This is a genomic window from Herbidospora mongoliensis (assembly GCF_001570545.1).
GTDB classification, from domain to species: domain Bacteria; phylum Actinomycetota; class Actinomycetes; order Streptosporangiales; family Streptosporangiaceae; genus Herbidospora; species Herbidospora mongoliensis.
Window position 1 is genome coordinate 238,666 of the sequence record NZ_BBXD01000019.1, and the last position, 16,992, is coordinate 255,657.

At 70.1% G+C, this 16,992-nt stretch carries 16 protein-coding genes; 4 read left to right on the plus strand and 12 right to left on the minus strand.

The features are described from left to right. Positions 1 to 2 precede the first annotated feature (2 nt). Positions 3 to 1,187, plus strand: coding sequence for a cytochrome P450 family protein (locus tag AW272_RS28880; protein ID WP_066371697.1), 1,185 nt, complete (start codon positions 3 to 5; stop codon positions 1,185 to 1,187). A 208-nt stretch (positions 1,188 to 1,395) separates the two neighbouring features. On the opposite strand, the gene AW272_RS28885 is transcribed toward AW272_RS28880, so the two are convergent. The 9 genes from AW272_RS28885 to mfd form a co-directional block, all read right to left on the minus strand. Beyond that, positions 1,396 to 2,286, minus strand: a complete 891-nt coding sequence (locus AW272_RS28885) for a Ppx/GppA phosphatase family protein (RefSeq protein WP_066371971.1) — start codon at positions 2,284 to 2,286, stop codon at positions 1,396 to 1,398. A gap of 106 nt (positions 2,287 to 2,392) precedes the next feature. Next, positions 2,393 to 2,635: a helix-turn-helix domain-containing protein gene (locus tag AW272_RS28890; RefSeq protein WP_066371698.1), complete on the minus strand. Its 243-nt coding sequence runs from the start codon at positions 2,633 to 2,635 to the stop codon at positions 2,393 to 2,395. Next, entirely contained in the window at positions 2,635 to 3,126 is a 492-nt protein-coding gene (locus AW272_RS28895; protein WP_066371700.1) for a DUF2975 domain-containing protein, read from the minus strand. The genes AW272_RS28890 and AW272_RS28895 overlap by 1 nt, the downstream gene beginning before the upstream one ends. A gap of 334 nt (positions 3,127 to 3,460) precedes the next feature. Then, complete coding sequence (locus AW272_RS42620; RefSeq protein ID WP_066371703.1) at positions 3,461 to 3,961, minus strand: DUF501 domain-containing protein; 501 nt, start codon at positions 3,959 to 3,961, stop codon at positions 3,461 to 3,463. Next, the gene (locus AW272_RS42625) at positions 3,962 to 4,357 is read right to left on the minus strand and encodes an FtsB family cell division protein (RefSeq protein WP_066371705.1); all 396 of its coding nucleotides are present in this window, start codon (positions 4,355 to 4,357) and stop codon (positions 3,962 to 3,964) included. 61 nt (positions 4,358 to 4,418) lie between these two features. Continuing rightward, positions 4,419 to 5,696 (minus strand): phosphopyruvate hydratase, encoded by a 1,278-nt coding sequence (gene eno / locus AW272_RS28910; RefSeq protein WP_066371708.1) that lies wholly within the window; start codon positions 5,694 to 5,696, stop codon positions 4,419 to 4,421. Between the two features lie 50 nt (positions 5,697 to 5,746). Beyond that, positions 5,747 to 6,691: a nucleoside triphosphate pyrophosphohydrolase gene (locus AW272_RS28915; protein ID WP_066371711.1), complete on the minus strand. Its 945-nt coding sequence runs from the start codon at positions 6,689 to 6,691 to the stop codon at positions 5,747 to 5,749. Between the two features lie 3 nt (positions 6,692 to 6,694). Next, positions 6,695 to 7,297, minus strand: a complete 603-nt coding sequence (locus AW272_RS28920; protein WP_066371713.1) for a SurA N-terminal domain-containing protein — start codon at positions 7,295 to 7,297, stop codon at positions 6,695 to 6,697. A 38-nt stretch (positions 7,298 to 7,335) separates the two neighbouring features. Then, the gene (gene mfd, locus AW272_RS28925) at positions 7,336 to 10,818 is read right to left on the minus strand and encodes a transcription-repair coupling factor (RefSeq protein WP_066371716.1); all 3,483 of its coding nucleotides are present in this window, start codon (positions 10,816 to 10,818) and stop codon (positions 7,336 to 7,338) included. A gap of 167 nt (positions 10,819 to 10,985) precedes the next feature. Between mfd and AW272_RS28930 the strand changes: the two genes are divergently transcribed. Continuing rightward, on the plus strand, positions 10,986 to 11,654 hold the full coding sequence (locus AW272_RS28930) for a class I SAM-dependent methyltransferase (protein ID WP_157518857.1): 669 nt from the start codon (positions 10,986 to 10,988) through the stop codon (positions 11,652 to 11,654). Here the strand turns inward: AW272_RS28930 and AW272_RS28935 are convergent. Continuing rightward, positions 11,651 to 12,823 (minus strand): hypothetical protein, encoded by a 1,173-nt coding sequence (locus AW272_RS28935; RefSeq protein WP_066371726.1) that lies wholly within the window; start codon positions 12,821 to 12,823, stop codon positions 11,651 to 11,653. The genes AW272_RS28930 and AW272_RS28935 overlap by 4 nt on opposite strands. After that, a complete protein-coding gene (locus tag AW272_RS28940) occupies positions 12,820 to 13,314 on the minus strand; it encodes a SigE family RNA polymerase sigma factor (RefSeq protein ID WP_066371731.1) in 495 nt (164 codons plus the stop codon). Before AW272_RS28940 ends, AW272_RS28935 begins: the two co-directional genes overlap by 4 nt. An 84-nt stretch (positions 13,315 to 13,398) precedes the next feature. Here AW272_RS28940 and cysC point away from each other — a divergent pair, with 84 nt between their 5' ends. Then, on the plus strand, positions 13,399 to 14,607 hold the full coding sequence (gene cysC, locus AW272_RS28945; protein WP_066371733.1) for an adenylyl-sulfate kinase: 1,209 nt from the start codon (positions 13,399 to 13,401) through the stop codon (positions 14,605 to 14,607). Here cysC and AW272_RS41200 read toward each other — a convergent pair. Further along, positions 14,496 to 15,584 carry a glycoside hydrolase family 26 protein gene (locus tag AW272_RS41200; RefSeq protein WP_157518858.1) on the minus strand — a complete coding sequence of 363 codons (1,089 nt, stop codon included), beginning with the start codon at positions 15,582 to 15,584 and terminating at the stop codon, positions 14,496 to 14,498. The genes cysC and AW272_RS41200 overlap by 112 nt on opposite strands. Positions 15,585 to 15,767: 183 nt before the next feature. Here AW272_RS41200 and AW272_RS28955 point away from each other — a divergent pair, with 183 nt between their 5' ends. Next, positions 15,768 to 16,979 carry a YveK family protein gene (locus AW272_RS28955; protein WP_066371738.1) on the plus strand — a complete coding sequence of 404 codons (1,212 nt, stop codon included), beginning with the start codon at positions 15,768 to 15,770 and terminating at the stop codon, positions 16,977 to 16,979. The last annotated feature ends 13 nt before the right edge of the window (positions 16,980 to 16,992 follow it).

A 16,992-nucleotide genomic window follows, 5' to 3' on the forward strand; every position in this document is an offset into this window, starting at 1 on the left:
CCGTGTCCCTCCCTCCACTTTTCGGCCCCGCCTTCGACGCCGATCCCTATCCGGCCTACGACTGGCTGCGCCGCAACGCCCCGGTGACCAAGGTGCCGCTGCCCGGCTGCGAGGCCTGGCTGATCACGCGTTACACCGACGCGGTGACGGCGCTGACCCATCCCGCGCTGGCGAAGGACCCTGCGCTGGGCTCCCCCGTGTGGTTCCGCGCGCGACTCGGCCTGCCGCTCGACCACCGCTCGACGCTGGCCCGCCACATGCTGAACGCCGACTCTCCCGACCACCCCCGGCTGCGCCGCCTGGTCAGCGCCGCGTTCACGCCCCGTCGCGTGGCCGGGTTACGGGCCAGGGCCGAGGAGCTGACCGAGGGCCTGCTCGCCGTGATGGCCGCCAAAGACGAGGCCGACCTGGTCGCCGACCTGGCCTATCCCCTGCCGATCGCGATCATCTGCGACCTGCTGGGCGTCCCCGAACCGGAGCGGGCCACCTTCCACCACCTGGCCTCGGTGATCGACTCGGCGGCGGCCTCGGAGGTCGACCAGATCGCGGCCGCGACCGACGGCCTGGAGCGGTTCCTCGCCGACCTGGTCGCGCACAAGCGCACCCATCCGGGCGACGACCTGCTGACCGAGCTCGTGCGCCGGCCCGACATCAGCCCCGAGGAACTGACCTCCACCGCGTTCCTGCTGCTGATCGCGGGCCACGAGACGACGGTCGCGCTGATCGGCAACGGGCTGCTTGCGTTACTGCGCCACCCCGACCAGTTCGCGGCTTTACGGGCCGACCCGTCGACCTTGCCCGACGTGATCGACGAGATGCTCCGCTACGACGGCCCCGTGCGGAACGCGACGTGGCGCTTCCCGACCGAGCGCGTCGTCATCGGCGGCCAGGAGATGCTGCCCGGCGAGCCGATCCTGGTGTCCCTGCTGGCGGCCAACCGCGATCCTGAGGCGTTCGACGATCCCGACGCGTTCCGTCCGGGGCGCATCGACGAGCCGCATCTGGCGTTCGGGCGGGGGCCGCACTACTGCGTGGGAGCTGCCCTGGCGAAGATCGAGGGCGAGGTCGCGATCGGCGGGGTGATCCGGCGCTTCCCCGACCTGAGCCTGGCGACCGACGACCTGGTCTGGTGGCCGAGCAACATCATGCGCGGCCTGTTCTCCCTGCCGGTACGCCTGCACAAGTGATGCGCCGCCTGGTCATGCCGGAAATATGCGGCATGACCGGGCAGTTGAGCCCACTCATCGCTGGAAGCAACCCGGGCTCGGGCCAGTCCAGAAATATGCGGCAATGCTCAGGCGGGGCGCAGCACTCCTGTTCCCGGACCGCCGCGCGCAGTCGGTCCGCTCGGGAGGCAGCGGCAAGCCCCGGTGGCGGCGACTCGTCACCCGGTTTTCAGGCCATTGACCAGGCGATGCCGTCGAGGATGTCGTGTTCGCTCACGATCACCTCGGCGGAGCCGAAGTCCTGGACGATCCGGTCGAGGATGAGCGCACCCGCGCTGATCACGTCGACGCGCCCCGGGTGCATCACCGGGATGGCCGCGCGCTCCTCGCGGGTCATCGTGAGCAGCCGCTCGGTCACGTCGTGGATGTCGCCGGCGGAGATCCGCGAGTGGTGGATGCGGGCGGAGTCGTAGAAGGGCAGGCCGAGGGCGATCCCGGCGACCGTGGTCACCGAACCGGCCAGGCCGACCAGCGTCTGGGCGTCGCGCACCGGGACCGTGTCGGCCACCACCGCGAGGGCGGCGTCGATGTCGGTCCGCATGGCGGTGAAGTCGGCGTCGTGGCGTTCGGTCAGGCGGACGCAGCCGATGTCCATGGACAGGGCGCCCTTGACCGACGCGGAGCCCACGACGAACTCGGTCGAGCCCCCACCGATGTCCACGACCAGGTAGGGCCCCGGCGGGTCGGAAATGCCCCTTACGGCCCCGTTGAAAGAGAGATTGGCCTCCGCGTCACCGGTCACGACTTCGGGCTCTACGCCGAAAATGGCGCGTACACCGTCGACGAAGACATTCCGGTTCCCGGCGTCGCGGGTGGCGGAGGTCGCGACGACGCGGGTCGTCACGGCGCCCTCGTCGACGATCTCCGAGGCGTAGCCGCGCATCGCGGCGAACGTGCGCTCCAGGGCCTCGGGGGCGAGCATGCCGGTCTTGTCGACGCCCTGGCCCAGGCGGACGATCTCCATCCGCCGGGAGACGTCGGTGAGCGTGTCACCCACGACGTCGGCGATGAGCAACCGGACCGAGTTGGTCCCACAGTCGATGGCGGCCACACGCGTCACTTCTGAACCCACCTCATCAGCACCGATGAACAGGTTCGCCAGCATACGCAGCCAAAGTGTCAGGCGACCGCACGATCACCCTCACTCAGCCGGAGGCCAAGGCGTTTCACGTCCGCTCTTGCGGAACTTCATCCGCCTGCGGCACCTCGGACTCCCAGCGAAGCAGGTCGCCCGGCTGGCATTTCAGCACCTCGCAGAGCGCGGCGAGCGTCGCGAAGCGCACCGCCTTGGCGCGGCCGTTCTTGAGCACCGCCAGGTTGGCGGGCGTGATCCCGACCTGGTCCGCGAGGTCGCCGACGGACATCTTCCGTCTGGCCAGCATCACGTCGATGTCGACGACGATCGGCATCAGATCACCTCGTCCAGCTCGGCCCGCATCCGCGTCGCCTCGACGTCGCGCGCGACGGCCTGGGCGAGCAGCATCCGCAGCACGAGCACGATGAGCGCGACCCCCAGGATCCCCAGGCCGACCCCGCCCATGATGAGGGTGACGCCCGGGTCGTCCCGCTGGCCCGGCGCGTTGATCGCCGTGACCGCGAACCACAGGAGGGCAGCCACCACGATCGCACCGATCATGGTGTCCACATGGCGGAAGGCGGCGTGGGAGAACACGGTTCCGCGTCGCACCATCGTCACCAGCCGCCAGACGCTGACCAGGGTGACCTGGGCCGCCACCATGCCCAGGATCAGGATCACGCGCAGCGGGGTCAGCGCGAGCGATCCGTCCTCCGGGTCGTTCCCGAGGACCAGCACCGCCAGCGTCGACACCTGTACGAACACGGTGCCCGCGAGCACCACCGCGAGCACGACGCGAAGCGCCCGCACCGTCAGATTTCCCATCAGCCGTCCCCTTATCGAGTTGCGATGGAAATCTATCGAATATCGATAGGTTGAGCAAGGGCGAGGTTGGCGGCGGCGAAATGGTAGTGGGAGGAGGTCTGGCACGGCCTGGCCGACCACCTCGGGTCGAAGTGGGGGGTTAGCGGCGGTTCCACTGGCTGGACCTCGTGGCTTCAGGTCGTCGCGCAGCGGGGCGGCGCGGCCGGTTGGCGCCGGAAACGGGGTTCGCCCGGGGCGGCGGGCGGTGCAGGGTGGGCGGAGCCGTAACAGAAAGAAAAAGACCCCGGACGGCGCCGAGGTCTTTGAGCCGGCCGCTGTGGAACAGGATGGCGGCTCAGCAGACGCAAGGGCCCTCGGACCACCACTCCGGCAGGACATCCAGGGCTTCGCGGCCGAGCGGGTTGCTGCCCGGGGCGGCGAGTTCGTGGCCGACCAGCGCGTGGAGGCACTTGACGCGGTCGGGCATCCCGCCGGCCGTCTGGGTTCCCCGCGGCAGGGGCTCCAGTCCGTCTTCTGCGGCGGCCTTGTCGCGGCGGGCCAGGTAGTCGTCGTGGGCGGCCTGGTAGCGCGCCGCCAACTCGGGGTCGGCGGCCAGGCGTTCGCGCATCTCGACCATGAGGCCGTCGGCCTCCAGGGTGCCGATGGCCGAGGCCGCGCGGGGGCAGGTCAGGTAGAAGGTCGTGGGGAAAGGTGTGCCGTCGGGCAGGCGGGGTGAGGTCTCGACCACGTCGGGAAGGCCGCACGGGCATCGGTGCGCGACCGCGCGCACACCCCGTGGTGGCCGCCCCAGCTGGGCCTCTACCGCCGCCAGGTCGTCTGGACTGACCCCGGACACCTATCCCCCGATCTTCTTGCCTTCGCCCCGGTCGGCCGATTCGACCGACTGCCAGAGCGAGATGTACCACGGTGACACGGCGGCCTTGCGCTGGCCGGCCGCGGCCGATGTCTTGGTCCCGTCTTCGAGGACCCCGTAACAGTGGGCGCCGGGCTCGCAGAAGTGCAGTTTCTCGCGGGCCTCGCGCTTGATGTATTCGGGGTCTTCCAGGCGCTTGCGCTCCTCTTCGAGCGAGCGGAGGTCGGTCAGGGCCTTGGCCTGCTGCTGTTCCAGCTGGGTGATCTGCCGACGCTGCGCGAGGAACTCGCGGACGGGATAGGCCAGGCTCATCGCGATCGCACAGACCACGACCGCCAGGATCGCGGCCCGGCCGGTGAGTTGCGGACGTTTCGCCAATCTAGACCCCGCTTCCCGGTAAGGCCCGCGCCCACGTGAACGCGGGCCGTACCGGTAAAACTTAGCCCTGGAAGCGCGGGAAAGCCTTGCGACCCGCGTAGCGCGCGGCGTCGTCGAGAAGTTCCTCGATGCGCAGCAGCTGGTTGTACTTGGCGACCCGGTCGGAACGGGCGGGGGCGCCGGTCTTGATCTGGCCGCAGTTGGTGGCGACGGCGAGGTCGGCGATGGTGACGTCTTCGGTCTCGCCCGAGCGGTGGCTCATCATGCAGCGGTAGCCGGCGCGGTGGGCCAGGTCGACGGCGTCGAGGGTCTCCGACAGGGTGCCGATCTGGTTGACCTTGACCAGCAGCGCGTTGGCGGTGCCGGTGTCGAGGCCGCGCTGGAGGCGCTCGGGGTTGGTGACGAACAGGTCGTCGCCGACGATCTGGACCTTGCCGCCGAGGACATCGGTCATGGCCTTCCAGCCCGACCAGTCTTCCTCGTCGAGCGGGTCTTCGATCGAGACCAGCGGGTAGCTGCGGACGAGGTCTTCGTAGTAGGCGATGAGCTCGTCGGCCGACAGGCCCTTGCCCTCGATCGTGTAGACGCCGTCCTGGTGGAACTCGGTGGCGGCCACGTCGAGGGCGAGACCGATGTCGGTGCCGGGGGTGTAGCCGGCCTTCTCGATCGCGACCAGGATCAGGTCGAGCGCGTCGCGGTTGCTCGGCAGGCTGGGGGCGAAGCCGCCCTCGTCGCCGAGGCCGGTCGCGTAGCCGCGCTCCTTGAGGACGGCCTTCAGCGAGTGGTAGGTCTCGGTGCCCATGCGGACGGCCTCGGAGAAGGTGGCCGCGCCGATCGGCGCGATCATGAACTCCTGGATGTCGACGTTGCTGTCGGCGTGGGCGCCGCCGTTGAGGATGTTCATCATCGGGACCGGCAGCACGTGGGCGTTGGGGCCGCCGACGTAGCGGAACAACTGCAGGTCGGACGACTCGGCCGCGGCCTTGGCGACGGCCAGGGAGACGCCGAGGATGGCGTTGGCGCCCAGGCGTGCCTTGTTCGGCGTGCCGTCGAGGTCGATCATGACCTGGTCGATGATGCGCTGCTCTTCGGCGTCGATGCCGAGGATCTCGTCCTGGATCTCGTCGGTGACGGCCAGGACGGCCTTCTCCACACCCTTGCCCTTGTAGCGGGAGCCGCCGTCACGCAGCTCGACCGCCTCGAACTGCCCGGTGGAGGCGCCGCTCGGCACGGCCGCGCGGCCGGTGCTGCCGTCTTCGAGCAGGACCTCGACCTCGACAGTCGGGTTACCCCGTGAATCGAGGATCTCGCGGGCGTGAACGGCCTCGATGGAAGCCACGAAGCACTCCTAAATGTCGAAAGACAGTTTGCTTAAAGAGCTTACCGACGTTACTCGCCGGTATCGGCCGTCTCCCAGGCCTCGACGCGGGCCCGGTAGTCGCGCGCCGCCTGCCTCAGCGCGGCCTCGGGATCGTCGCCGCCGTCTTGGATTTCGCGTACGAGATCGAAAAGCCGCTGGCCGGAAGAAGGAGGGCCCGCCGCGAGCTCGGCGGGAGCACCGGCCCGGGAGGCACGGCGCAGCAGCTGGGCGGCCAGGGACACCGACGGCTGGCCCATCGGGACGCCGGTCAGCGCCGACGCGGGTTCGCCCTTCTCGGCGCGTTCGGCCTTCTTGATCTCTTCCCAGTTGGCCACCACCGCGTCGGCCCCGTCGACCGACACGTCGGCGAAGACGTGGGGGTGCCGCCGGACCAGCTTGGTCACGATCGCCTCGGCGACGTCGTCGATGTCCCAGCCCTCGTCGCCGCGCTCCTGCGCGAGCCGGGCGTGGAAGACGACCTGGAACAGCAGGTCGCCGAGTTCCTCACGCAGGCCGACCAGGTCGCCGCTCTCGATGGTCTCCAGGACCTCGTAGGACTCTTCGACCAGGTAGGGGATGAGGGACTCGTGGGTCTGCCGGCCGTCCCACGGGCACTCGCGGCGCAGCCGGTCCATCACGGCGACCATGTCGAGCAGGCGGGCGCCGGGGAGGTCGTAGGAGCCCGGGATCACCTCGATCTCCGGCGGGTCGTCCAGGGCCAGGGCCGCATGGGCGACGGCGCGGAAGAACGACTCGTCGCCGTCTTGGGCGGCGAGCCAGACCAGCGTCGAGGTGACGCTCTCCCGCGCGATCCCCGAAGGGTCGTCGCGGACCTCGGCGCCCGGGACGTAGGGCAGCAGCGGATGGCCGGCGGAGCCGGTGAACACCTTCCCCGCCCGAAGGGCCTCCCACGCGGGAGCGCTGAGGATCCCGGGGGCGACCCGGGGCGAGGAGGTGACGACGATCAGTGGCACGCGTCAGCCCGCGGCGGCGCCGTTGCCGGCGGGCGGGGCGCCGAAGCGGTCGTTCGGCAGCCAGCCCTGCTGGGGGTCGAACTTGCCGTAACGGGGGCTGAAGACCACCGGGATCTGGCCGGCCAGCTCGTTGATCTTCGCCTGGCCGTCGGCGAGCTGCTGCTCGCTGCTGCCGCCGCCCAGCTTGGCGGCGAGCTTCTCCGAGCCGATGGAGACCTTGAGCCAGTCGCGGGTCGCCCCCGGGGCCACGCCCCGCTGGAGCAGGATCTGGTCGACGGCGGCCTGGCCGTTGTTCTTGGCGTAGAAGGCGGCGACTTCTCCCTCGGTGACCGAGATGCCGTTCTGTGCCTCGAGCTGGGTGAACTGGCTGATGTTGGCGAGCTGGAGCAGCACCGCCTGGGTCAGCGTGCCGGGCAGCTGCAGCTGGTCGGGCGCGACCTTCGCGGCCTCCAGCGCCTTCTGGTATTCGGCCACGTTCTTCTCGAGCGTGTCGGTGGTGATGCGGTGGTCGCCGACGGTGGCCGCGGAACCGGCCTCAATCGGCCCGCTGCACGCGGTCAGCGCCAACCCTGTGGCGACGGCCACGGCGGCCAGTTTGAGCTTCACGGAACGACCCTCCCGGTCCTGACTGCTGTTCGGCGCGCCTACTTTACTCGGTTGGGCTCCAGGAAAAGCGCCTCGACCAGGTCTCCGCACCAGCGGAGCATTTCCAGGTCGCGCAGCGGCTGCCCGCCGATCGGTTTCGTCTTCGGTACCGGCACCAGAAGCGTCTCGGTGGCCTGCTTGAGCAGGGCCTTCGGATAGAGCCGCTGGAGCCGGACCTGCTGCGAGTCGCGCAGGGCAGCCGGGGCGAACTTGACGTTGGCGCCCATCAGCTGGACGTCGGTCAGCCCGGCCTTGCGTGCCCTCATCCGGAACCGGGCCACCTCGAGCAGGTTGTCGACCTCCTGCGGCGGACGTCCGTAGCGGTCGGTGAGCTCGTCGCGGACGGCGGTGATGTCTTCCTCGGTGACGATCGCGGCGATCCGCTTGTAGGCCTCCAGCCGCAGGCGCTCGCTGGTGACGTAGTCGTGCGGGATGTGCGCGTTGATCGGGAGCTCGACCTTGACGTCGGGCTGCTCGGTGACCGTCTCGCCGGACAGCATGTTCTTCTGTTCCTGTACGGCCTCCGCCATCATCCGCACATAGAGGTCGAAGCCCACACCCTGGATGTGGCCCGACTGCTCGGCGCCCAGGATGTTGCCGGCGCCCCGGATCTCCAGGTCCTTCATGGCGACGTACATGCCCGCGCCCATCTCGGTGTGCTGGGCGATCGTGGCCAGGCGCTCATGGGCGGTCTCGGTGAGCGGGTTCTCCGGCGGATAGAGGAAGTAGGCGTAGCCGCGCTCCCGGCCACGGCCGACGCGGCCGCGCAGCTGGTGGAGCTGCGAGAGGCCGTAGTTGTCGGCCCGGTCGACGATCAGGGTGTTGGCGTTGGGCACGTCGAGTCCCGACTCGACGATCGTGGTCGAGACGAGCACGTCGTACTCGCGCTCCCAGAAACCGACCATGATCCGTTCGAGCTGCTGCTCGTTCATCTGCCCGTGGGCGATCGCGATGCGCGCCTCGGGCACGAGTTCGTGCAGGCGGGCGGCCACCTTGTCGATGCTGCGCACCCGGTTGTGGACGAAGAACACCTGGCCGTCGCGCATCAGCTCACGCCGGATCGCGGCGCCGATCTGCTTCTCGTCGTAGGGCCCGACGAAGGTCAGGATCGGGTGGCGCTCCTCGGGCGGGGTGAGGATGGTCGACATCTCGCGGATGCCGGTGAGGCCCATCTCCAGGGTTCGGGGGATCGGCGTCGCCGACATCGCCAGCACGTCGACCTGGGTGCGCAGGTGCTTCATCGCCTCTTTGTGCTCGACGCCGAACCGCTGCTCCTCGTCGACGATGATCAGGCCCAGGTCCTTGAACCTGACCTCGGGCGAGAACAGCCGGTGGGTGCCGATGACGACGTCGATGCCGCCCGCCCGCAGCCCTTCGAGGGTGTCCTTGACCTCGGCGTCGGTCTGGAACCGGGAGACCGGCCGCACCGTCACGGGGAAGTTGGCGAACCGCTCGCCGAAGGTCGACAGGTGCTGCTGCACCAGCAGCGTCGTCGGCACCAGCACGGCGACCTGCTTGCCGTCCTGGACGGCCTTGAACGCCGCCCGGACCGCGATCTCGGTCTTGCCGTAACCCACGTCGCCGCAGATCAGCCGGTCCATCGGGACGCCGCGCTCCATGTCACGCTTGACCTCGTCGATGGCTTCCAGCTGGTCGCCGGTCTCGGCGTAGGGGAAGGCGTCTTCCATCTCGCGCTGCCACGGCGAGTCGGCCGCGAAGGCGTAACCCGGCGAGGCCATGCGGGCGGAGTAGAGGCGGATGAGCTCGCCCGCGATCTCCTTGACGGCCTTCTTGGCGCGGGTCTTGGCCTTGGCCCAGTCGGCGCCGCCCATGCGGTTCAGCGTCGGGGACTCGCCGCCGACGTAGCGGGTGACCTCGTCGAGCTGGTCGGTCGGGACGTAGAGACGGTCGCCCTTGGCGTATTCGATGACGAGGTATTCGCGGGTGGCGGTCTGCACCGTGCGCTGGACCATCTCGATGTAGCGGCCGACGCCGTGCTGTTCGTGGACGACGTGGTCGCCCACCTTGAGCTGGAGCGGGTCGACCATGTTCCGGCGCCGGCTCGGCAGCCTGCGCATGTCCTTCGTGGACGCCTTCTGCCCCACCAGGTCGAGATGGGTCATCACGGCGAGGCCGGCGGTCACGAATCCGTGCTCCAACCGACCCGTGGTGACCTGCACGACGTCACGGCCGGGCGGCTCGTCGATCGAGCGCACCAGCCGCGCGGCCACGTCGACCCCCTTGAGCAGCTCGACCATCCGCTCGGCCGGCCCGTGCCCCTCACTCATCAGGACGACCGAGCGCCCCGCCCCGAGCCACCCCTTGATGTCACCGAGGGCGCGCTGGGTGTCTCCCCGGTACGCCTCCACGTCGTGCGCCCCCAGGTCGATGCCCTCACCGAACGGCGAGATCGACCACCAGGGCTGGCCCAGCTGACCGGCGTGCTCGCGCACCTCGTCGAGGGTGCGGAACGCGGCGGCGTCGAGGTCGATCGGCGCCTCTCCCCCGGCGGCGGCGGTGATCCACGACGCCTCGAGGAACTCCTGGCTGGTGCGGACGAGTTCGACCGCCCGCCCCCGGATGCGCTCGGGGTCGCAGACGAACACCCCCGCGCGTAGCGGCAGGTGGTCGATCAGCATGTCCATCTCCCCGGAGAGCACCGGCGCGAACGCCTCCATGCCCTCGACCGGAATCCCGTCGGCCAGCGAGCCGAGGATCTCCCCCAGCGCCGGATGGCGTTCGGCCAGCTCACGGGCACGGTCACGGACCTCCGGGGTGAGCAGCAGCTCACGGCACGGCGCGGCGAACAGGCCGCCGTCGGCGACCTCCAGCGAGCGCTGGTCGGCGACCTTGAACCAGCGGATCTCCTCCACGGTGTCGCCCCAGAACTCCAGCCGCAGCGGGTGCTCCTCGGTCGGCGGGAACACGTCGAGCAGGCCGCCCCTGACCGCGACCTCGCCACGCTTCTCCACCATGTCGACCCGGTGGTAGCCGTTCTCCACCAGGCGGACCACCACGTCTTCGAGATCGGCGTCGTCGCCGGGACGCAGGCGTACGGGCTCCAGATCGCCGAGCCCCGCCACGATCGGCTGCAGGATCGCCCGGACCGGAGCCACCACGACCCGCAGCGGGCCGGCCGACGGATCGCCCGCGACCGGATGGGCGAGCCGCCGCAGGATGGCGAGCCGCTGGCCCACCGTGTCGCTGCGCGGCGAGAGGCGCTCGTGCGGCAGCGTCTCCCAGGCCGGGAAGACGGCCACCTGCGAGTCGGGCAGCAGGCTGGTGAGAGCGGCGGCGAGATCTTCGGCCTCACGCCCGGTGGCGGTCACCGCCAGGACCGGACGGGTGCGCGCCACGGCCGCCACCCCGAACGGACGCAGCGCGGTCGGCGCGATCAGATCGGCGCCGGTCACCTCCTGGCCAAGTGCCTCTGCCAGCTCTGATTGCGCGGCTACGAGGTCGAGAAGTCCGGAAAGAGTCATGCCCTGCGGCCCCCACGTCAGTCACTACAGCCGAGCACCGGAGGAATCGACGGCACGCGGACGACCCGGAACCTGATCGGGACCGGGGGTACCTCCCAAGGCTACTGCGCCCGCGACTCGCCCATGATGGCGACCGATTCTGTGAGCGGATGACTACGCTTTGTGACATGTCCTTCGGAAAAATCATCGGCGAACGCGCCGCGGAGTCGCCCGGAACGCCGCTCGACGTCCTGGTTGCCGGATGCGGCCGGGGCGAACCACTGGATCTCGGCGGTGTCGACTGCCGGGTGACGGGGGTCGATGAAGACCGGCCCGCGCTGCGTTCGCACACGACCCGGCGTCCCGATCTGCACGCGTACGCCTTGGGCGACCTGCGTTCCGTGCCGATGACGCCGCGCGGGTTCGACGTCGTCTGCGTGGAGTTCCTGCTGGAGCGGGTCCAATACGCCGAACTGATCCTCGACCGCATGGTCAACTCGCTGCGGCCCGGCGGGCTGCTGCTCATCCGGGTGCGTGATCGGGAGTCGGCCTACGGGTTCGTCGACCGCGTCCTGCCCGACTGGTTGCGGCGGCGGTTCGGGGAGACGCTGCCCGCGATCTACGAACCGGTCTGCTCTCGGGAAGGGCTGCGGGCCTACTGCCTGATGCGCGGCCTGATGATCGCCGAGGACCGGGGCGACACCACCGGCCCGGCCCGTCTCGGCCCTCGGAGAAAACTGGTCGAGACGGTGCTCCGGGCGGCGGCGTCGTTGTCGCGAGGGAAGCTCGACCCGGTCTACGACGAGGTGACGCTGATCGTGCGCCGGCCGAGGAACCACTTCGCGCGGATCATCTAGCGGCGGACCAGGACCGGCCGCCACGAGGCGCGCGAGTCGCGGTAGGAGGCGAGCTGCACCGTCTCCTTCCCGTCGACGCTCACCATGACCAGCGCGCTGTCGAACTCGTTGTCGCAGTCACGGGCACAGCCGAGGCCGATCAGGTGATCGTCGTCGACCCAGGCCCACAGCTGCAGCATCTGCTGACGGCCGACGACCTCGCCGGTCTCGACGTCGGTGACCCTGGTGGGCAGCCCGGCGGGACCGGCCCGCAGCCTGCCGTCCGGGGACACTCCCGCCTCGTCGCGGCGGCGGGGGTAGTCCTCCTCGGAGCCCAGGCGGGCGCCGCCGGTGTCGTAGAGCCACCGGCCGCCGCCCGCGATCTTGGCGGCCCACAGGCGGGTGTTGTCGTCGTCCCAGCGCAGGTCCTCGCGCCCGTTCACGGAGTCGACGTCGGGCGGGAGCGCCGTCCACGTCGTGGTCCCGGCGGTCACGTCGATCACGTGGAAGCCGGTGCGGGGCTTGGGCAGGCCCCGTGCGCTGGTGCGCTCCTCGTCCAGCCAGGCCTTCTCGTCGGGGGGCGCGCTGTAGGTGGTGGCGACCAGCTTCGAGCCGTCGGGTGACCAGAAGACCGATCCGGCGGCGTTCTCCAGGTCGTACCAGCGGGTGACCGCCATGGTCGTCAGGTCGACCACACCGACCCTGCGGGAGGGCAGGTCGCCGTCGAGCACGGCCGCGAGGCGCATGCCGGGCAGCACGTCGAGCCACTGGAAGGGGGTGGCGGTGTAGCGGCCCTCGGCCTGGCTGTAGACGCTCCAGGTGTAGCGGAGGGTCTCGGTGCCCCGGCCGGTGTCGGCCCATTCGGTCGAGTAGTAGGAGCCCACGGCCCACGGTCCGGCTGCGACCAGGTTCACCGGCGGGTCGTTCTCGATGTCGCTGTGGACGCTCGTCGGCGCCGGCGAGGCAGCCGGCGTCGGTGCCTCGGCCACGGTGATGCGGTCGGGTGAGGCGCCCGGCGGCAGGGCTACGACGGCCACGACGGCGGCGGCGACCAGGACGGCGCCGAACCCGGTGAAGCCGAATCGCCGCCGCCTACGGGCCCGCAGCGCGCGGCCGGCCAGGTCGGTGGGCACGCGCACCTCTTGGGCCCAGTCCCGGAGGCCCTCCTTGATCAGGGTGTCCTCGTTCATCGGGTGAGCTCCCTCAGGTCGGCAGAGCGCAGCTTCGCCAGCGATCGGTGGGTGGTGCTGCGGACCGTGCCGATCGAGCAGCCCATCAGGCGGGCGATCTCGTCTTCCGGCAGGTCCTCGTAGTAGCGGAGCACGAGCATGGCGCGCTGCCGTCTGGTGAGTTTCGCCATGGCCTCACGTAGGGCCAGGCGTAACTCGACCGGGCGGGTGCCGTCGTCGGCGCCTTTTTCTGGGAGTTCGGCGACACTGGTCTCGTGTCTGCGCCAGGCGCGCCGCCACAGGCTGACGTGCTGGTTGTACATGACGCGCTTCACGTACGCCTCGGGGGCTTCTATCTTTTCCCACTGCCCCAGGGCCCTGACCAGCGACGACTGCACCAGGTCCTCGGAGGCGTGCTGGTCTCCCGCGGTGAGTAGGTAGGCCAGGCCCATCAGTGCGGGCGACCTGGCGGTCACGAACTCGCGGAAACGGAGTTCTGCTGCGGAGTCCACGATCACCTCCTGGAGAATGTGTCAGCCTTGAAGACGCCGTCGTACGGCCCCTCCTATGCCTGCCGAGATCGGAAATCGACCACCATGACCGACTGGACCCCCGACCCCCGCGAACTGGCCGACCTCGAACTGCTTCTTTCGGGAGCGTTCGCGCCGCTGACCGGTTTCCTCGGCAAGGCCGACGCCGCGTCGGTCACCGAGACGGGCACGCTCGCCGACGGCACCCCCTGGCCCGACCCCATCACCATCGCACTGCCCGACGACATCGCCGTCGGAGACGAGGTCACCCTCACCGATCCGGAGGGCGCCGCGCTGGCGACCCTGACGGTGACCGAACGCGACGGGCACCACGCGGCCGGGCCGGTGAAGGCCCTGGGCGATGCGGTTTACGGGCCGTTCGCGCGGCTGCGCCGTACACCCCAGGATGTGAAGTTCGACGGCGAGGTGCTGGTCGTCACGATGCGCGGCCCGCTCGACGGGCCGGCGCTGGCCGACGTCGCCGCCACGGCCGAGGAGCTGGAGGCGCAGATCCTGCTGATGCCGCTCGCCTTCGGCGAGGGCGGTCCCGCCGTGGTCCGGTCGGCGCTGAAGGCGCAGGCCGCACTGCCCGGGTCGCAGGTGGTGGCGGTCCCGCTGGCGCCGCGCGAGGACGTCGAGATCGACCTCGAACTCCGTGAGTACGTCGCCCGCAACTACGGCGCCACCGAGCACTACGCCGGACCGGCCCCGATCAGCATCCCCGGCCCGCCGCACCGGCGCGGTCTGGTGGTCTTCTTCACCGGTCTGAGCGGTTCGGGCAAGTCGACCGTGGCCAGGGGCGTGCGCGACGCGCTGCTGGAGAAGGGCACCCGCACGGTCACCTACCTCGACGGCGACGTGGTGCGGCGTCTGCTGTCCAAGGGCCTGACCTTCTCGGCGGAGGACCGCGACCTGAACATCCGCAGGATCGGTTACGTCGCCTCCGAGGTCGCCCGGCACGGCGGTCTGGCCATCTGCGCTCCGATCGCGCCCCACGCCGAGACCAGGGAAGAGGCGCGCGAGATGGCCGAGGAGGTCGGCGCCGACTTTCTGCTGGTGTGGATCTCCACCCCGCTGGAGGAGTGCGAACGCCGCGACCGCAAGGGCCTCTACGCCAAGGCCCGCGCGGGCCTGATCCCCGAGTTCACCGGCATCTCGGCCCCCTACGACGAGCCGGAGGACGCCGACCTGGAGGTCGACACCACCGGCCTGTCGGTCGAGCGGGCCGTCGCGCTGGTGATGAACGCCCTCACGGCCGGTGGCTGGGTCAGGTAGGGCGACTGCCCGAGCCGCCGGAACGCCCCGGCGGCATCGGGCGTGGTGTCGAACCGCGTGTCACCCCGGGGGGCCCAGGGGGAGTCGAAGTAGACCAGGGCCTTGATCTGGGGGAATGCGGCTATTTGGCGGCGTACGGAATCGAAGAACGCGGCTTTCACCCCGGGACGCTCGAACACCCCCCATTCGGCCACCATGATCGGCTTGGCCGGGAAGCGCGACTGCGCCCAGCGGTAGAAGCCCGGCCAGTCGGGATGGTCGGGCCGGCGCTTGTCGACGAGTGAGGCGAAGTCGGTGACCCGGTGGTCGGCGTAGGGGTCGACGCCGATCCAGTCGACCACCGCGTCGCCGGGATAGAGCCGCTCGAACCACGACGTCGACGACCAGTTGGGCGCGCCCATGTAGGTCATCACGGTCACCGCGTTGGTGACGCCCCTCTCGCGCAGGCGCAGCACGACGTGGCGGAACATCGCCGCGTAGTCGTCGGCCGCCATCCCCTCGACGGGCCGCACGTCGTTCTCCGGCTCGTGGTGGATCGTCAGGAAGAAGCGCTGCGGGAACGTCGCGGTGATGTGGCGGGCCAGCTTGTCGATGCGCCGGTCGAGCGCGCCGGCGGCGATCTCGGCCCAGGTGTGCCGCAGTGACGGCTTCCAGTTGACCAGCAGCAGGCGGTCGGTCGCGAGGGCGCGCTCCTCGTCGGTGGGGAAGAGTTCGCCGGCCCGGTGGTAGACGTGCAGGATGTCGGCCTTGCGGCCCATGCGCTGTTCGGCGGTCGCCAGACTGCGGGTCGGACCCCTGCCGGTGAAGACCCCCGGGGCGATGCCCCACCATGCCCCGCAGGTCGGGATCAGCTCGCCGGTGACGGCGCAGTGCGCGGCGAGCGGCGGCTCCGCCTTCGGGACGTTCCGCTCGGCGGCTCCCGAAGCCAGGGAACAGCCCGCCATCATCAACACGACCACCGTGATTGCCCAGCGCATGGATTCACTTTCCCCTGCGCGGGAAGAACATGTGGCCACCTTTTCCAGAACGCAGCTCCGACATGTCAGACGAATCGCCGTTATTGTTCCGTGATTCGCCAGCAGAAATTCTTGAAATGACATCGGGAAAATCGCCGGGCCCGGCTAGGGTTCGTAGTCGCTTGACCCCCATCGGAGACCTGCATGAGCCTGCCACCGCGGCACAGCCGCGACCTCGCGGAGTACGGCTCCGTGTTCCGCCGCCGCCGAAGCATCGCCCTGACCTGCCTTCTTCTCGGCGTCATGGGCGGCATCGGACTGCTGTGGACGGCGCCGACGGCCTACCTCGGGGTGGCCGAGGTGCAGGTGTCGCCGACCGGGCTCGGGGAGCAGGAGAACCCGGTGACGACGCGACAGCGCGAAGCTCTCAATCTCGACACCGAGGCACAGATTGCCCAATCCTCTGTCGTCGCCACGAATGCGTCACGCGTTATCGGAGGGGACCCGGAAGAGCTGCGAAGTCTGGTTTCCGTTGATGTGCCGCCTAATTCCGGAATTCTTCGCATTTCGTTCACTTCGCCGGATGCGACCGGCGCGGCCGAAGGCGCGCAGGCCTTCGCCGACGCCTACCTGGCGCATCGCCTGGCCTCCGCCGAGGCAGTCCTGACCGAGCGGAAGCGCGCGATCCTCGCGAAGCTCCGCTTGGTCAACAGCCAGCTCAGCACCGCTTTGATCACCATGTCCCGGCACGCCAGGGGCACACCCCAACGCGCACTGGCCGCCCACCAGGAGACGGTGCTCGCCCGCCAGGCGACGGCCCTCAGTCTCCGGTACGACATCCTCAAGACCACCGCGGTCACTCCCGGGACCGTCATCACTCCCGCGACTCCCCCCGCGACGGCCAGCGAACCCCTCCCTGCCGTGTACGTGGGCGGCGGCCTCTTCGCCGGCATCCTGCTCGGCGTCGGCGCGGCCTTCGCACGAGACCGCTACGACACCAGGCTCCGCACCCCGGCCGACGTGGAACGCCTCACCAACCTGGCCCTCCTCCCCCAAGGTGAGGAGTTCGCCGCCGTGGTGGCGGCCGCCGGCCACCGAAGCGTCCTGGTCGAGGGACTGGGAGTCGAGCCCGCCCACGTGGCCTGGACGCTGGAAGAGGGCTTCCCCCCTTTGAGCGGCATCCTGCTGGTCACCGCGGGTCCGACCGACGCGGCGGTCCTCGCCGTGGCCCTGGGCCGGATCCGCGCCCCGTGGGTCATCCGGACGGCCAAGTCCCTCAAGCGACGGGGGATGGACGTGCTGGGCGTCATCGCCGTCGATCCCGCGGGCGCTCCGGGAACGTTGGCGGTCGACGCGTTGCGCTCCCAGCAACCCCCCACAGTGGACATCCCCCAGCAACGCAGGGACCTACTGTGACCAGGGGATACGT

What these genes read in the sequence shown, in the direction of transcription:
- AW272_RS28930 (WP_157518857.1), top strand. Translation starts at nt 10,986, where the DNA reads ATGTCCTTCGGAAAAATCATCGGCGAACGCGCCGCGGAGTCGCCCGGA.
- AW272_RS41200 (WP_157518858.1), bottom strand. Translation starts at nt 15,584, where the DNA reads ATGCGCTGGGCAATCACGGTGGTCGTGTTGATGATGGCGGGCTGTTCC.
- cysC (WP_066371733.1), top strand. Translation starts at nt 13,399, where the DNA reads ATGACCGACTGGACCCCCGACCCCCGCGAACTGGCCGACCTCGAACTG.
- AW272_RS28955 (WP_066371738.1), top strand. Translation starts at nt 15,768, where the DNA reads ATGAGCCTGCCACCGCGGCACAGCCGCGACCTCGCGGAGTACGGCTCC.
- AW272_RS28895 (WP_066371700.1), bottom strand. Translation starts at nt 3,126, where the DNA reads ATGGGAAATCTGACGGTGCGGGCGCTTCGCGTCGTGCTCGCGGTGGTG.
- AW272_RS28935 (WP_066371726.1), bottom strand. Translation starts at nt 12,823, where the DNA reads ATGAACGAGGACACCCTGATCAAGGAGGGCCTCCGGGACTGGGCCCAA.
- mfd (WP_066371716.1), bottom strand. Translation starts at nt 10,818, where the DNA reads ATGACTCTTTCCGGACTTCTCGACCTCGTAGCCGCGCAATCAGAGCTG.
- AW272_RS28890 (WP_066371698.1), bottom strand. Translation starts at nt 2,635, where the DNA reads ATGCCGATCGTCGTCGACATCGACGTGATGCTGGCCAGACGGAAGATG.